General features: G+C 51.4%; 18 protein-coding genes and 1 other RNA gene. 12 read left to right on the plus strand and 7 right to left on the minus strand.

The window, feature by feature from the left end; translation table 11 throughout:
* The first annotated feature begins 36 nt into the window (after positions 1-36).
* Positions 37-1,698 carry a DNA repair protein RecN gene (gene recN / locus A4308_RS01780; RefSeq protein WP_014884882.1) on the plus strand — a complete coding sequence of 554 codons (1,662 nt, stop codon included), beginning with the start codon at positions 37-39 and terminating at the stop codon, positions 1,696-1,698.
* 138 nt (positions 1,699-1,836) lie between these two features.
* Positions 1,837-2,175, plus strand: coding sequence for an outer membrane protein assembly factor BamE (gene bamE / locus A4308_RS01785; RefSeq protein ID WP_014884883.1), 339 nt, complete (start codon positions 1,837-1,839; stop codon positions 2,173-2,175).
* Between the two features lie 108 nt (positions 2,176-2,283).
* Here the strand turns inward: bamE and A4308_RS01790 are convergent, their stop codons facing one another.
* Entirely contained in the window at positions 2,284-2,571 is a 288-nt protein-coding gene (locus A4308_RS01790; RefSeq protein WP_023331115.1) for an RnfH family protein, read from the minus strand.
* Positions 2,561-2,998 carry a type II toxin-antitoxin system RatA family toxin gene (locus A4308_RS01795; RefSeq protein WP_014832955.1) on the minus strand — a complete coding sequence of 146 codons (438 nt, stop codon included), beginning with the start codon at positions 2,996-2,998 and terminating at the stop codon, positions 2,561-2,563. Before A4308_RS01795 ends, A4308_RS01790 begins: the two co-directional genes overlap by 11 nt.
* A gap of 156 nt (positions 2,999-3,154) precedes the next feature.
* Here A4308_RS01795 and smpB point away from each other — a divergent pair, with 156 nt between their 5' ends.
* The 3 genes from smpB (at position 3,155) to A4308_RS01810 (ending at position 5,468) form a co-directional block, all read left to right on the plus strand.
* The gene (gene smpB, locus A4308_RS01800) at positions 3,155-3,637 is read left to right on the plus strand and encodes an SsrA-binding protein SmpB (RefSeq protein ID WP_008502505.1); all 483 of its coding nucleotides are present in this window, start codon (positions 3,155-3,157) and stop codon (positions 3,635-3,637) included.
* Between the two features lie 89 nt (positions 3,638-3,726).
* Positions 3,727-4,090: a transfer-messenger RNA gene (gene ssrA, locus A4308_RS01805) on the plus strand.
* Positions 4,091-4,274: 184 nt separating this feature from the next.
* On the plus strand, positions 4,275-5,468 hold the full coding sequence (locus A4308_RS01810; RefSeq protein ID WP_023196286.1) for an integrase domain-containing protein: 1,194 nt from the start codon (positions 4,275-4,277) through the stop codon (positions 5,466-5,468).
* Positions 5,469-5,497: 29 nt separating this feature from the next.
* On the opposite strand, the gene A4308_RS01815 is transcribed toward A4308_RS01810, so the two are convergent.
* The 5 genes from A4308_RS01815 to A4308_RS01835 form a co-directional block, all read right to left on the minus strand.
* Positions 5,498-6,103: a hypothetical protein gene (locus tag A4308_RS01815; RefSeq protein WP_063308453.1), complete on the minus strand. Its 606-nt coding sequence runs from the start codon at positions 6,101-6,103 to the stop codon at positions 5,498-5,500.
* Positions 6,103-6,996: a DUF4747 family protein gene (locus A4308_RS01820; RefSeq protein WP_023196287.1), complete on the minus strand. Its 894-nt coding sequence runs from the start codon at positions 6,994-6,996 to the stop codon at positions 6,103-6,105. Before A4308_RS01820 ends, A4308_RS01815 begins: the two co-directional genes overlap by 1 nt.
* A gap of 406 nt (positions 6,997-7,402) precedes the next feature.
* Positions 7,403-7,969 carry a phage polarity suppression protein gene (locus tag A4308_RS01825; protein ID WP_063308454.1) on the minus strand — a complete coding sequence of 189 codons (567 nt, stop codon included), beginning with the start codon at positions 7,967-7,969 and terminating at the stop codon, positions 7,403-7,405.
* Positions 7,970-7,987: 18 nt separating this feature from the next.
* Entirely contained in the window at positions 7,988-8,215 is a 228-nt protein-coding gene (locus tag A4308_RS01830) for an ogr/Delta-like zinc finger family protein (RefSeq protein WP_047352759.1), read from the minus strand.
* On the minus strand, positions 8,212-8,946 hold the full coding sequence (locus A4308_RS01835; RefSeq protein WP_063308455.1) for a hypothetical protein: 735 nt from the start codon (positions 8,944-8,946) through the stop codon (positions 8,212-8,214). Before A4308_RS01835 ends, A4308_RS01830 begins: the two co-directional genes overlap by 4 nt.
* Positions 8,947-9,496: 550 nt before the next feature.
* Between A4308_RS01835 and A4308_RS01840 the strand changes: the two genes are divergently transcribed.
* From A4308_RS01840 to A4308_RS01870, 7 genes are all read left to right on the plus strand, one after another.
* Positions 9,497-9,763, plus strand: a complete 267-nt coding sequence (locus A4308_RS01840) for a helix-turn-helix transcriptional regulator (protein WP_063308456.1) — start codon at positions 9,497-9,499, stop codon at positions 9,761-9,763.
* On the plus strand, positions 9,760-10,314 hold the full coding sequence (locus A4308_RS01845; protein WP_063308457.1) for a host cell division inhibitor Icd-like protein: 555 nt from the start codon (positions 9,760-9,762) through the stop codon (positions 10,312-10,314). Before A4308_RS01840 ends, A4308_RS01845 begins: the two co-directional genes overlap by 4 nt.
* A complete protein-coding gene (locus A4308_RS01850) occupies positions 10,307-10,600 on the plus strand; it encodes a hypothetical protein (RefSeq protein ID WP_063308458.1) in 294 nt (97 codons plus the stop codon). The genes A4308_RS01845 and A4308_RS01850 overlap by 8 nt, the downstream gene beginning before the upstream one ends.
* Complete coding sequence (locus tag A4308_RS01855) at positions 10,593-11,042, plus strand: hypothetical protein (RefSeq protein ID WP_063308459.1); 450 nt, start codon at positions 10,593-10,595, stop codon at positions 11,040-11,042. The genes A4308_RS01850 and A4308_RS01855 overlap by 8 nt, the downstream gene beginning before the upstream one ends.
* Positions 11,043-11,114: 72 nt before the next feature.
* Positions 11,115-11,375, plus strand: a complete 261-nt coding sequence (locus A4308_RS01860) for a hypothetical protein (protein WP_063308460.1) — start codon at positions 11,115-11,117, stop codon at positions 11,373-11,375.
* A complete protein-coding gene (locus A4308_RS01865; RefSeq protein WP_063308461.1) occupies positions 11,372-11,692 on the plus strand; it encodes a DUF5375 domain-containing protein in 321 nt (106 codons plus the stop codon). Before A4308_RS01860 ends, A4308_RS01865 begins: the two co-directional genes overlap by 4 nt.
* 14 nt (positions 11,693-11,706) lie before the next feature.
* Complete coding sequence (locus A4308_RS01870; protein WP_063308462.1) at positions 11,707-14,040, plus strand: primase-helicase zinc-binding domain-containing protein; 2,334 nt, start codon at positions 11,707-11,709, stop codon at positions 14,038-14,040.
* The last annotated feature ends 364 nt before the right edge of the window (positions 14,041-14,404 follow it).

The following is a 14,404-nucleotide window of genomic DNA, read 5'->3' on the forward strand; positions in this document are numbered from 1 at the left end:
AAACACAGTCATGGTTTTTCATACAGGAAAACAATTATGCTGGCACAACTGACCATCAGCAACTTTGCCATAGTTCGTGAGCTTGAGATCGATTTCCACAGCGGCATGACGGCGATCACCGGGGAAACCGGTGCGGGTAAATCCATTGCCATTGATGCCCTCGGCTTGTGCCTTGGCGGCCGCGCCGAGGGAGACATGGTGCGCAGGGGCGCAAACCGCGCCGACCTGTGCGCCCGCTTCTCCCTGAAAGACACGCCTGCCGCCCAGCGCTGGCTCGAACAGAACCAGCTTGAAGATGGGCGTGAGTGTTTACTTCGCCGCGTGATCAGCAGCGACGGCCGTTCCCGTGGTTTTATCAACGGCACGGCGGTCCCCCTCTCTCAGCTTCGCGAACTCGGCCAGCTGCTTATTCAGATCCACGGTCAGCACGCGCATCAGCAGTTAGTCAAACCAGAACAGCAGAAAGCATTGCTTGATGGCTATGCGGGTGAGTACGCGCTTACTCAGCTCATGGCAGAACACTACCGTCTGTGGCATCAGAGCTGCCGGGAGCTGGCTCAGCATCAGCAGCAAAGCCAGGAGCGCGCCGCGCGTGCGGAGCTGCTGGCGTACCAGCTTAAGGAGCTGAACGAATTCAATCCGCAGGCGGGTGAGTTTGAGCAAATCGACGAGGAGTACAAGCGCCTCGCCAACAGTGGCCACCTGCTCTCAACCAGCCAGAATGCGCTCAATATGCTCGCTGATGGCGAAGACGCGAACCTGCAGAGCCAGCTCTATAGCGTTCGTCAGCTGATCACCGAGCTGGCAGGCATGGACAGCAAACTCTCTGGCGTACTGGATATGCTGGAAGAGGCCGCGATTCAAATCTCAGAAGCCAGTGACGAACTGCGCCACTACTGTGAGCGTCTGGATCTCGACCCGAACCGTCTGTTTGAACTGGAACAGCGCATCTCCCGTCAGATCGCCCTGGCGCGTAAGCACCATGTTACGCCGGAAGAGCTGCCGGGCTACTATCAGGCTCTGCTGGAAGAGCAGCAGCAGCTTGACGATCAGGCTGACTCGCAGGAAACCCTTTCTCTGGCGGTGAACCTGCATCATGAACAGGCGCTGGCCACAGCGCAAAAGCTGCATGAAATCCGTCAGCATTACGCTCAGGAACTCAGCCAGCACATCACCGACAGCATGCATACGCTGGCAATGCCGCACGGTGTATTCACCATTGATGTTCGCTTTGAAGAGCATCACCTGACGGCGGAAGGTGCGGATCGCATTGAGTTCCGTGTCACCACCAACCCGGGCCAACCACTACAGGCTATCTCCAAAGTCGCCTCCGGCGGCGAGCTGTCGCGTATTGCGCTGGCGATTCAGGTTATTACCGCGCGTAAAATGGAAACCCCGGCGCTGATTTTCGATGAGGTGGATGTCGGGATCAGCGGTCCAACGGCGGCGGTTGTCGGCAAACTGCTGCGTCAGTTAGGCGAATCAACGCAGGTGATGTGCGTCACTCACCTGCCGCAGGTTGCGGGCTGTGGTCATCATCACTTTATTGTCAGCAAAGAAACCGATGGCGAAATGACGGAAACGCACATGATGCCGCTCGATAAACGTGCACGTCTGCAGGAGCTGGCACGCCTGCTCGGCGGCAGTGAAGTCACGCGTAATACGCTCGCGAACGCGAAAGAACTGCTGGCGGCATAAACTTTTTCGGGATCTCAGGGTCATAGAGAACAACAAAAACGCCGCCAGACCGGTTTCAAAGTGGGGCAAGGTCTATTATCATCGGCATATTACATATGAGCCGCGTTCTGCTCGGGCCCGAAAAGGAATCAAATCACTATGCGTTGTAAAATGCTGACCGCTGCCGCAGCGGTTCTTCTGATGTTGACCGCAGGCTGTTCCACTCTGGAGAAAGTGGTTTACCGTCCTGACATCAACCAGGGGAACTACCTTACCCCTAACGATGTGTCCAAAATCCGTGTGGGGATGACACAACAGCAGGTCGCTTATGCACTGGGAACCCCGATGATGTCCGATCCGTTCGGCACTAACACCTGGTTCTATGTATTCCGTCAGCAGCCAGGCCATGAAGATGTGACCCAGCAGACCCTGACGCTGACTTTCAGCAGCGCCGGTGTGTTGACCAACATAGACAACAAACCTGCCCTGACCAAATAATCAGGCGTCAGAAATGCAAAAAGGTGCTCAATGAGCACCTTTTTTGTTTCTGAATTCTTACGCAGAGTCGTAGCCCCGGTAAGCGCAGCGCCACCGGGGGAGAAAGCGCTACTTACTCGCCTTCTCGGCACGCTGGCGACGCAGCTCTTTCGGGTCGGCAATCAGCGGACGATAAATCTCCACCCGATCGCCCTCTTTCAGCACGTCACCCAGCTTCACCGGACGGCTGTAAATACCGACCTTATTTTTCGCCAGGTCGATATCACTGCGAAGCTCGAGGATGCCGGACGCGCGGATAGCCGCTTCTACGGTCGCGCCCTCGTCCAGCATCACGCGCTGCAAATACTGTTTCTCTGGCAGCGCGTACACCACTTCCACAGCAATCTTATGCGACACTGTAAACCTCTTTGGCGCGGGTCGTGAACGCCTGAACCATATTCGAGGCCAGCTCTTTAAAGATGCGGCCAAACGCCAGCTCAATCAGCTTATTGGTAAATTCAAAGTCCAGATGGAACTCAATACGGCAGGCGTCCGCGCTCAGTGGGGTAAACTTCCAGCCCCCCATCAGCGTTTTAAACGGACCATCGACCAGATGCATCAAAATACTCTGATTGCTGGTCAGCGTATTGCGGGTGGTGAACGTCTTGCTGATCCCCGCTTTGGAGACATCCACCGCCGCGGTCATCTGCGTCGGGCCAGACTCCAGAACGCGGCTTCCGGTACACCCCGGAATAAATTCTGGATAAGACTGAACATCGTTCACTAACTGATACATCTGTTCCGCGCTGTAAGGCACAAGCGCAGTACGGCTAATCTGAGGCATAGCATTTTCCATGGTCACACAACGGACAAATAATAACATTTATCACCTGTTAAAAAAACGCTAAGCCTCATCTCGTGCTAAGATAGCGCGTTAGACCTCACAGGACGCAATGAGGTGACTTTTTGAAATCAGATTACCGACGGCTTTACGACACTTATGACGAAGAAAAAAGCACATAAACCAGGCTCGGCGACCATTGCGCTCAACAAGCGTGCGCGCCACGAGTATTTCATTGAAGAAGAATTCGAAGCTGGCCTTGCGTTACAGGGCTGGGAAGTAAAATCGCTGCGCGCCGGGAAAGCCAATATCGGCGACAGCTACGTGATCCTGAAAGATGGCGAAGCTTTCCTGTTCGGCGCGAACTTTACGCCGCTGACCGTCGCCTCGTCACACTACGTGTGTGACCCAACGCGCACCCGTAAGCTGCTGCTAAATAAGCGTGAGCTGGAATCTCTTTACGGACGCATCAACCGCGAAGGTTTCACCGTGGTCGCCCTGTCGCTGTACTGGAAAAACGCCTGGTGCAAGGTGAAGGTTGGCGTGGCGAAGGGTAAAAAGCAGCACGACAAACGTACTGACCTGAAAGAGCGCGAGTGGCAGCTTGATAAAGCGCGCATCATGAAAAACGCAGGACGTTGATTCTGCACACTTATTGTACTATTCAATAAGTTAGCGTTCCGGGCTGGTATCCAGGAAGTGAAATCTGGTATACTCAGTTCAACACTATTGGGGCTGATTCTGGATTCGACGGGATTTGCGAAACCCAAGGTGCATGCCGAGGGGCGGTTTGCCTCGTTAAAAGCCGCAAAAAAATAGTCGCAAACGACGAAAACTACGCTTTAGCAGCTTAATAACCTGCTCTGAGCCCTCTCTCCCTAGCTTCCGCTCTTAAGACGGGGATCAAAGAGAGGTCAAACCCAAAAGAGATCGCGTGGAAGCCCTGCCTGGGGTTGAAGCGTTAAAACTAATCAGGCTAGTTCGTTAGTGGCGTGTCTGTCCGCAGCTGGCGTGCGAATGTAAAGACAAACTAAGCATGTAGTACCGAGGATGTAGAAATTTCGGACGCGGGTTCAACTCCCGCCAGCTCCACCAAATGATGATCCGGATACGTCCGGTGAAGTACAGAAAGCCCGCATGGCAGAAGCCCTGCGGGCTTTTTTGTGTCTGACGTTGTCCGAGAACATCCGGCTAAATCCGGTGATTATTGGTATACGTTTAGGTATACGGTAGGATGTATACCTAAAAACGTATACCAATTCATGAAGGAGCGGCCACAGTGGCACGGACAACACGCCCCCTTACCAACACCGAAGTTCTGCGCGCTAAGGCGTTAGAGAAGGATCTAACGCTGCACGATGGCGACGGGCTTTTCCTGATAGTGAAAACTAGTGGCAAAAAGCTCTGGCGCTTTCGCTATCAACGTCCGGTAACAAAGCAGCGGACAATGATGGGGCTCGGTGCCTTCCCCGCCCTATCGCTTGCTGATGCCCGAGGATTAAGAGCGGATTACCTTGCCTTATTAGCCAACGGAATCGACCCGCAAATTCAAACTGAAGTTGCAGAGGAACAGCAGCAAATAGCACTGGACAGTATTTTTTCAACGGTCGCCGCTAACTGGTTCCAGCTCAAAAGCAAAAGCGTTACCCCTGATTACGCAAAAGACATTTGGCGCTCACTGGAGAAAGATGTATTCCCTGCCATCGGTGAGATCCCCGTTCAGCAAATCAAAGCCCGGACACTGGTTGAAGCTCTTGAGCCAATCAAAGCTCGTGGGGCGCTTGAGACTGTACGTCGACTGGTTCAGCGCATTAACGAGATAATGATTTATGCCGTAAACACTGGTCTTATTGATGCTAATCCAGCATCAGGTGTTGGGATGGCCTTTGAGAAGCCCAAAAAACAAAACATGCCGACGCTTCGGCCAGAAGAGTTACCAAAACTCATGCGTTCTTTGGTGATGTCAAATCTCTCTGTTTCGACTCGCTGTTTAATTGAATGGCAACTCCTGACGCTTGTGCGCCCTTCTGAGGCCTCCGGTGCTCGTTGGGCAGAAATCGATCTCGATGCAAAGCTTTGGACAATTCCAGCCGAACGGATGAAGGCGAAACGTGAGCACATAGTTCCTCTCTCAACTCAGGCATTAGAGATTCTCGAAGTGATGAAGCCAATCAGCGCTCACCGTGAACATGTTTTTCCCAGTAGGAATGATCCAAAACAATCCATGAATAGCCAAACAGCTAATGCAGCTTTGAAGCGTATAGGATATGGAGGAAAATTAGTTGCACACGGTTTACGATCTATTGCAAGTACTACATTGAATGAAGCGGGATTTAATGCAGATGTGATAGAAGCGGCATTAGCTCATACAGATAAAAATGAGGTAAGAAGAGCATATAACCGCTCTATCTATTTAAAGCAAAGAATAGGTATGATGGAATGGTGGGGTGAAAAAGTTTATAATAAAAACTGAAAAAAATAAAAGCTCATTCTTATGAGCTTTTATTTTCCTGCATTATCTTTCGAATTATCAGCATCCTGTTTATTTTGAAAAGTCATAAAGGTATTATACCAACTAGAAACACGGAATATAGCAAGAACAGCTGCTAATGCAGAGAACACTGAGTAAACAAATATAAAGTAAGCAAAAAAACTAAATGTTAATAAAGCATACTTATAGAAAACACCTAAATAATAATACATAAAAGCATTATTTATGAGAATACTACTATAGGCCTTGGTAACCAAGGCCGTAATAATAGTTAGTAATTGCAACAATATAAAATGGACAAAAGTTGCATTGACTGACATATAAGGAGAATATTCTACTTCTCCACTTTCACTTTTTTCATCACCAGTTATTATTTTTTTAAAGGCCTCATCACCAATAGCTATCCACATAGCAAAACCACCTAATGAAAAGCCCAGAAGGTTCGGCATCAATGACAGGATATCATTCCACCACCCCTGATGAGACCAAGATGGATAAAGAATCACTGTCATTAAAAAAGCACACCAAAAATAGCGACTTTTAAACACAGCCCCAGCGCCACCATAGATTTTCCAGTATCTAGCCAATGCACAGGTTGATTCTTTTTCTTCACTCATTACTTTCTCAGAAGCCTCTTAAATTCATCTGCTAATGATTTTGCCCTTAATAACAATAGCTCAGAAACCGATGTTACGTCAGAATCATATGGTTCAACCCTTTGAAGTGGTACGTCACTTGAGGCATGAACCTCTACTAATCCCGCCTCATTAATCCTGCGTATACTAACTTCACCATTTCTCGAAGCAATAAGAGCATCCTGTTTTAACTCACCATCAGGTTTAATTTCCTGACCTCGCTCAGACTTATATGTTTTATCCTCTTCAATAACCCCAATACGCTTGAAGCGCTTTTGCATAACACTTTCTGCAGAAGCGAGATCATCCGGATTAGGACGTCGAGTGACCATATTTATACACGTAATACCTTTTAAAGAAAGCATACGTTCTACACTATCTGGCTCAGTCAATATTGTAACATTAACCTTTCCAAATTTCTCTATAATTCTCTCATGAGAAAATATCCCATTCAGAAAGCTTTCTATTTGTCTTGATGTAAGATGCCGGCTCTTGTCCTGCATTTCGTAAACTAAAAGATGACTTGCGGGTAGAAAAACAAATGAGAATCTAGCTACATTTGGTTTTAAATTATCAGGTATATTTATTCTTTCCTTTTCCTCATCTGAAGCTATATCTTTCTTTACGATATCGAACCAATCGCCATTAACGTCAATATCTGTATACTTTAGAATTTCCCCCTCAAAAGGTTCACTAATTACCTGACCTTTCTTATAAGGGTAAAAATATGATAAAGTTGCGAATGAGTCTCCTCTTAAATTAACATTGCTCGCATTTTTTCTTGCCATCCTGAATAACTCGACATACTTTTCTGGCGAGTGGGGGTGCATGGTTATATTCACAGCCCCGTAAGTTAATTTTTTTGCCCTTGCCATTTTTATCTTTGTTCCCTTATTTCGTGAAAGAATCATATATACATGAAAGGCTTAGGAAAAACTATGTCTTAACGCACACCATCTAATAGCCAAAGGAAATAAAAATATAAATCATTATTCAAAATGGGAATATTATTTACCCCACGGATAATGCTCATTGATTCCACTACCAGATTCGTAAAAATTAAAAAAACAACATCCAAGAGCAGCGCGCAATGCTCTCCCCGCCCCGCCTGCCCGCTTAATGGGGCGTTTTTAATGCAGGTGCATGAGTGGCCTCAGGCCGCGCCAGAGCTGGCGCTAGCGCGGGTGGCAGGGACGTAAAAACGTATGCAAAACCATGCACCTTATGGATGCATGGCTTAATTCGGGAAAAAGGGCGGGATTTACGTTTTTTTTTGACCGGTTACTGCGCAGCCAGTTCAGCGCGTTTTCGGACGTAATTCTGGTTTTGTGCAGGTGTGAATTTTTCACGATTATCATCCCGCGAAGCCGCGTCAGGCCTGAATCCGATGGCTGTTAAAATGTCATTATCCTGTGCGGAATAATTTATTTTTTCACCAGCGGCCAGCCACACCGACAGCGCTTCACGCAGATAATCGACTGAATGCTGCATCACGCAGTGTTTTACAGCGGGATGCTGGTTGTTATAGCCCATCAGTTCAGGTGCAAGAGCGGCGGTCAGCTCCGCGCCGTGCGTCTGCATAAAATCATTCAGGCGGTTACGGATGCTGATGCGCTGCACGTCCTCATGCGAACGAATATAGCGACCGGCAGCCTGATTAATTTCCCATTTTTTTACGTCGATAATATCGCGCAGCTTTTGCAGGCTGCGGGAGTTGTTAGTCTCACCGGCGGCTAACAGCTCTCCGTATTCCTGTTCAGCGTCAGCCAGCTCCTTTTTGCGGGTCAGCCAGCTGGTTTTGTTGTTCTGACAGACGCCAAAAGCCTGCTCCAGCGTTAATATTGTCATCGGGTGTCTCCGTCGACGTTACAGACTTTGTTTCTTCGCTTTCCCGGCATGAGCCGAGATAAATTCGTCATCCTTTAATTCCGTCTCTGAAGGCGGCCTGATAACCGAGTCGAGCGACTCCATCGTCCGGAATGTGGCCGAACAGAGAATGTTGGTGCACTGGTAATAGGCATGTTTGACGGTTTCAGACAGATAGCGGCTGGTACGGGTATGTGCCGGGCACTTACAGAACGGGCAGTGCATCATGACAGCAATCCCCGCGCTTCAAGGTCAGCCTTTCGCACACTCAGCTTGTCAAAGTAGCTCTTACGCTGACCGGCGGTTACTGCGACGCCGTAATTCATATGTGGCAGCGTCTCGGCCGACAGCCCGGCTTTAAACAGCACCGGCTCATCAGCCAGACGGATATGGCAGTCTTTCACCGCTTGCTTAAGCCACGTCTGCACCTCCTGCATAATCGCTTTATCCGGCTCGACATAGCCCTGAATCCCGACGGTGTTCGCAAGAGGATTCCCCAGTGCCAGCATTTTGAGTTTCATCGCCCGGACAAGTGCCCCGCACGTATCGCGTAACGCGTTATCCAGCTCTTTTCCCGCATACTGGCTGAGCACATTGTGATGTGCCTGACGGTATGCTCTGGCCGTGCTGTCACAGTTACCTTTCAGCCGGTCGCACTCAAAAGTCAGCACCTCAGCGAGCTGGTCACACTCCTGTGCCAGTTCACGGGAAGCCACACGCGCCAGATGCTGTTTTTTCAGCTCATCCGTCAGTACCGCACCACCGGCACGAAATGCCGTGCGCCATTCACTCGCGTCACTACCGCTTTCCTGCTCAAGTTCTGTTTTTTGCTGTGCGGTACGGGCAATCGCGGTGGCGGTGTCATCCATCATGCGGGCGTTTTCAAGATGCTCAGCTCTGGCCGCGTCCAGTTGCCGGAATGCCGGAGTCAGATAGTCAGGAATAGTCGTGGTGGTCATGTTGTTACTCCTCAGTGATGTCAAGCTGAGGAGATTCTGCATCGCCCCGCACAACAACTCGATTCATTGCCGTTGTAGCAGACATGGCACAAACAGGACTTTAAAACCCGGCTGGCCAGAGAAAGGTCGAAGGTAAAACCCTCTCTCTGTTTGTTTTTTTAACTATAACTATTCACTACTGTTCACTGTAAATAAAAATATAGTTAATACAGTAAGTTAAGAGGTGAACAGTTGAGAGTGAAGTGTTCACCGAGTGTTCACTACTGTTCACGGCAAAGAACCAATCAATTGTAAATTTCAAGATTTTCTGGCTATTAATTTATTGAGTTAAACAGATAAAAACGATTTGTATTTCACTTTAATAATTTCCAACTGCTTTCAGAGCCTTCTAGCGCCAATTTAAGTAGTAATGCTTAAATATTAATCATTCGAATTCCGTCGAAACAAAATCATCCCCTGTTGCATCGAGAGAAAATATTCACAAAATAGAGAGCTACCCGATTTCGGACGGATAAGTTCGGATCTCTGCGGATATTAATGAGGTAGCGTTATGCACACGGCTTTATCAGTACCAACTTCCCGCTCTGGCGCGCATTTAACGCCAGTTTCAGCACAACCTCAGGAGCGTTTTTTACGCCTCCCTGAAGTGATCCATCAATGCGGCCTGTCCCGCTCCACCCTTTACGATTTAATCGCCCGTAACTCTTTCCCGGCGCAGGTCTCCCTCGGCGGGAAAAACGTCGCCTGGCTTCAGTCCGAAGTCACCGCATGGATGGCGGAACGCATTGCTCACCGCAACCGGAAATGTGACGCATGAATCAGAGCCGCTTTCAAATAACCCCTTTTTCTGGCTTGCATCTGTTGTGTGTTTCCTGGTACAGTTTTGCTGCTGTCGCAAAATCGGCAGCCGGGCGTAGGAACCCGTGTTACTTCAAGGCGACACCAGACGCGCCATGCGTCTTTTTTTATGTCGTTGCTCAGGCACACCTTATTTTCAAACGGTGGTTTTTATCCCCCCGTTTTAGTCAGATAATGGTGGTCCGGGCGGGGCAGCCTTCGGGCTGGCCGGTTTCCTTGAAGGCCGGTATTCCTACCCCCGTCCGGGCTACCACCCATGAGTGTAGGAACTCCGGTGGTAGTTTTTCAGACTACTTCAAGGAGATTGCCGCTATGGCTACGATCCTCACCCCGTCACACCCCAAATTTATCTTTGTGTTTGCGGCCGTTCGCCGCGCAGACCGCAAGCCCCGTATCTGTATGCTCCGCACCGTTGCCGGTGATGAACAGACCGCACGTCTCTCTCTCGTTCGTGACTACGTGCTTTCCCTTGCCGCCCGTCTGCCTGTTGCGGGGGGATGCCATGCATAAGAGCGCTCAGACCGTCTCAGCCTGTCGTGATGACTTCAATACCATCAGTGAACACCTGAGCCTCGAATCGTTTCATAAACTCAATCGCGCCTGTGAAACCCTGCATTACTTTGGCAGCGATTTACGGCGTCATGAAATAAACGGACTTAGCCAGCTTTATACCCCTCAAATCCTGAGTTACGTGCACGAAGATATCAGTCATGTGCTGGAAGAACTCAAGGCCAAAGGCCTGTGTCGGGATTTCGTTGCACCGGCCACGGTAAGCGGAGGCGAGCACCATGTTTGATTTCCCTCAGCCGGGTGAAACATACCGTTGTTCAGGTTTTCCTGATGTGATGGTGTCGGGCGTGCTGGCCGACGGTATTCCGTGGGATATGCCGTACCGCTGCCCGGGGCTGGTCTGGAACCCGTACCAGCGCACCTACACCATCCTTATTCGTATTATTGCCGGTGGCAGCATGGCAGAAATTCCGCTCCGTCGTTTTTTGCAGGACTTTACCTGTGAGAAGCCGGACGTATTTAAGCGCAGCCCTGAAAACCGTCACGCTGTCTTACGTGAAATCGCCGCTGCCCCGGAATTACAGCAATACCGGGCGCGAAATCTCGATATTTATCGAGGCGATATTACCCCGGTCAGACGTCCCGCGCCGGTTGCGCGAAAATGGCGGAATAATGTCGCAACGGAAACGGAAATTAAACCGGATAACAGCTACCGCCATTATCTGTAATTAAAAAACGACACCCGAAAATAAAATGTGCGTATCTGCGCAGGGATACGCACGTGCTCAGGAGACGGAATCATGCCTGTTAATAACCCGGCCTTAATACAAAATCAGCGCCTTGCAGCGTTCAGTCAGAATGACCTCGAATGTCTGGAACACCTTCGCAATGTCGGCCAGTTCGTCGGCGATATGATGCAGGAGAAGGAGAGTACAACCCTGTATCGTGACCTGGCGCACCAGTCTCAGCTCGCCTCGGTCATTTACCTCATGACGTCACAGCTCGGCGGCGTTGTCGACCGCTGCGGTCAGCGCTGGCTGACCGGGGAGGCTGCCGTATGAAACAGCCGCTCACGCCCGTTCTTCGCGCCGCGCTGTATCGTCGTGCGGTCGCCTGTGCCTGGCTGAATTTGTGCGCCCGTCAGCACCGCTATCCGCAGCTCACCCTCGATGAGCTGGAAAATGCCATGGCCGCCGAGCTGGAGGGCTTTTATCTGCGCCAACATGGCGAGGAAAAAGGCCGTCAGATTGCCTGTGCGCTGCTGGAAGATTTAATGGAAGCCGGGCCACTGAAAGCCGCGCCGTCGCTGTCCTTTCTCGGGCTTGCCGTAATGGATGAACTTTGCGCCCGTCATATCGATACGCCGGTTGTGCACTGAGGGAGAAAATAGCGATGAAAATGAACGTAACCGAAACCATAAAACAGGCGTGCGGCCACTGGCCGCGCATTCTCCCGGCGCTGGGCGTACCGGTCATCAAAAACCGGCATCAGGCGTGTCCGGTGTGCGGCGGATCTGACCGCTTTCGTTTTGACGATAAAGAGGGGCGCGGGACGTGGTTTTGTAACCAGTGCGGCGCAGGTGACGGGCTTAAGCTGGTCGAAAAGGTGTTCGGCGTGTCGCCCTCCGAGGCCGCCGGGAAGGTGAACGCCCTGACCGGCAGCCTGCCGCCGGTTGCTGAGGATATTATTGCCGCCGCTGAGGCTGAAACTGACGCCAGCCGCAAAGCCGCTGCCACGCTTGCCGCAAAGCTTCTGGAGAAAACCCGCCCGGCCACCGGCAGCGCCTATCTGACCCGCAAGGGATTTCCCGGCCGTGAATCTCTCATGTTCACGGCCACGCACAAAACCGGCGGCGTGACGTACCGCGCCGGTGATTTAATCGTGCCGCTGCAGGACGAGACCGGCGCACTGGTTAACGTTCAGCTCATTAATGCTGACGGCCTCAAACGCACCCTGAAAGGCGGAGCGGTAAAAGGAACGTATCACCTTATCGAAGGGAAAAAAGAGGCGGGAAAACGGCTCTGGATAGCGGAGGGCTATGCGACCGCACTCACCGTGCATCACCTGACCGGTGAAACCGTTATGGTGGCGCTCTCGTCCGTGAACCTTCTTTCTCTGGCAAGCCTTGCCCGACAGAGGCACCCGGCCTGTCAGATTATCCTCGCCGCCGACCGCGACCTCAGCGGAAACGGCCAGACCAGAGCGACAGCGGCCGCAGAAGCCTGCGAGGGTCTGGTCGCTCTCCCGCCGGTGTTCGGTGACTGGAATGATGCGTTTATGCAGAATGGTGAGGAGGCCACACGTAAGGCGATTTATGACGTCATCCGGCCACCGGCTGACAGCCCTTTCACTACCATGAGTGAGGCGGAGTTTACCGCCATGAGCACCAGTGAAAAGGCGATGCGGGTGCATGAGCATTACGGCGAAGCGCTGGCCGTGGATGCGAACGGCCAGCTCCTGTCCCGGTATGAAGCCGGGACATGGAAAATTATCCCGCCGTCGGACTTTGCGCGCGACGTGGCCGGGCTGTTCCAGCGACTGCGCGCCCCGTTCTCGTCGGGGAGAATTGCCTCCGTGGTCGATACCCTGAAACTCATTATTCCCCAGCAGGCCGCCCCGGCGCGTCGTCTGATTGGTTTTCGCAACGGTGTACTCGATACCCTCACCGGCGTATTCAGTCCACACAGCAAATCGCACTGGCTGCGCACCCTGTGCGACGTGGACTTTACCCCGCCGGTGGAGGGCGAAACGCTGGAAACACACGCGCCGAATTTCTGGCGCTGGCTCGACCGTGCGGCCAGCGGAAACGTTGATAAACGTGATGTGATACTTGCCGCGCTGTTTATGGTGCTGGCGAACCGCTACGACTGGCAGCTCTTTCTCGAAGTCACCGGTCCCGGCGGGAGCGGGAAAAGTATTCTGGCCGAAATTGCGACCCTGCTCGCCGGGGAGGACAACGCCACGTCAGCGACCATCGAGACGCTGGAGTCACCTCGTGAGCGCGCCGCGCTGATTGGTTTCTCGCTGATACGCCTGCCTGACCAGGAGAAATGGAGCGGTGACGGCGCAGGACTCAAGGCCATCACCGGCGGCGATGCCGTATCGGTTGACCCGAAATACCGCGACGCCTATTCGGCCTATATCCCGGCGGTGATTCTGGCCGTGAATAATAACCCGATGCGCTTCACTGACCGCAGCGGCGGTGTGTCCCGTCGCCGTGTCATCATCCACTTCCCGGAGCAAATCGCCCCGGAGGAGCGCGACCCGCAGCTTAAGGACAAAATCGCACGTGAACTGGCTGTGATTGTTCGCCAGCTCATGCAGCAGTTCAGCGACCCGATGACCGCTCGCACGTTGCTCCAGTCTCAGCAGAACTCAGACGAGGCACTCAGCATCAAGCGCGATGCCGATCCGACGTTTGATTTTTGCGGCTATCTGGAGGCGCTGCCCGAGCCTGACGGGATGTATATGGGGAATGCGAATATTGTCCCGCGTCAGCCGCGTCTGTACCTCTATCACGCGTATCTGGTTTACATGGAGGCGCACGGCTACAAGAACACGCTCAGCCTGACCATGTTCGGCAAAGGGCTGTCATCGATGCTGAAAGAGTACGGGCTGAATTACGGCAAACGGCGAACGAATCAGGGGATGCAGACCAATCTCACGCTCAGGGACGAAAGCAACGCCGACTGGTTGCCCCGGTGCGACGAAACCTCAGCGATATAACCTACCCTGACCGGCATCAGCCGGTCTTTTTTTACCTGTAATCCCGGAAAGTGAACAGTAAAGTGTTCACTGTTCACGGACTATTCACTACCTATATTATTGAAATATATTGCAATTAATGCAGAGTGAACAGTGTGAACAGTTTTCTGTAAAAAAAGTTTTTTTCTTGATGTGATCTATTCAAAAACAAGTTCGCTTAATCACAGGAAACATAGCTACAAATCACCATTGGTATACGTTTAGGTATATCAATGAAAGTTGAATTGAAAAATAAACAATAAAAACATGAAGTTGAGAATATTATTCAGACTCCGCCAGCCCACCAAAATTCTCCATCGGTGATTACCAGAGTCATCCGATGAAG

This window comes from Enterobacter sp. ODB01, from assembly GCF_001623605.1.
Lineage (GTDB): Bacteria > Pseudomonadota > Gammaproteobacteria > Enterobacterales > Enterobacteriaceae > Enterobacter > Enterobacter kobei.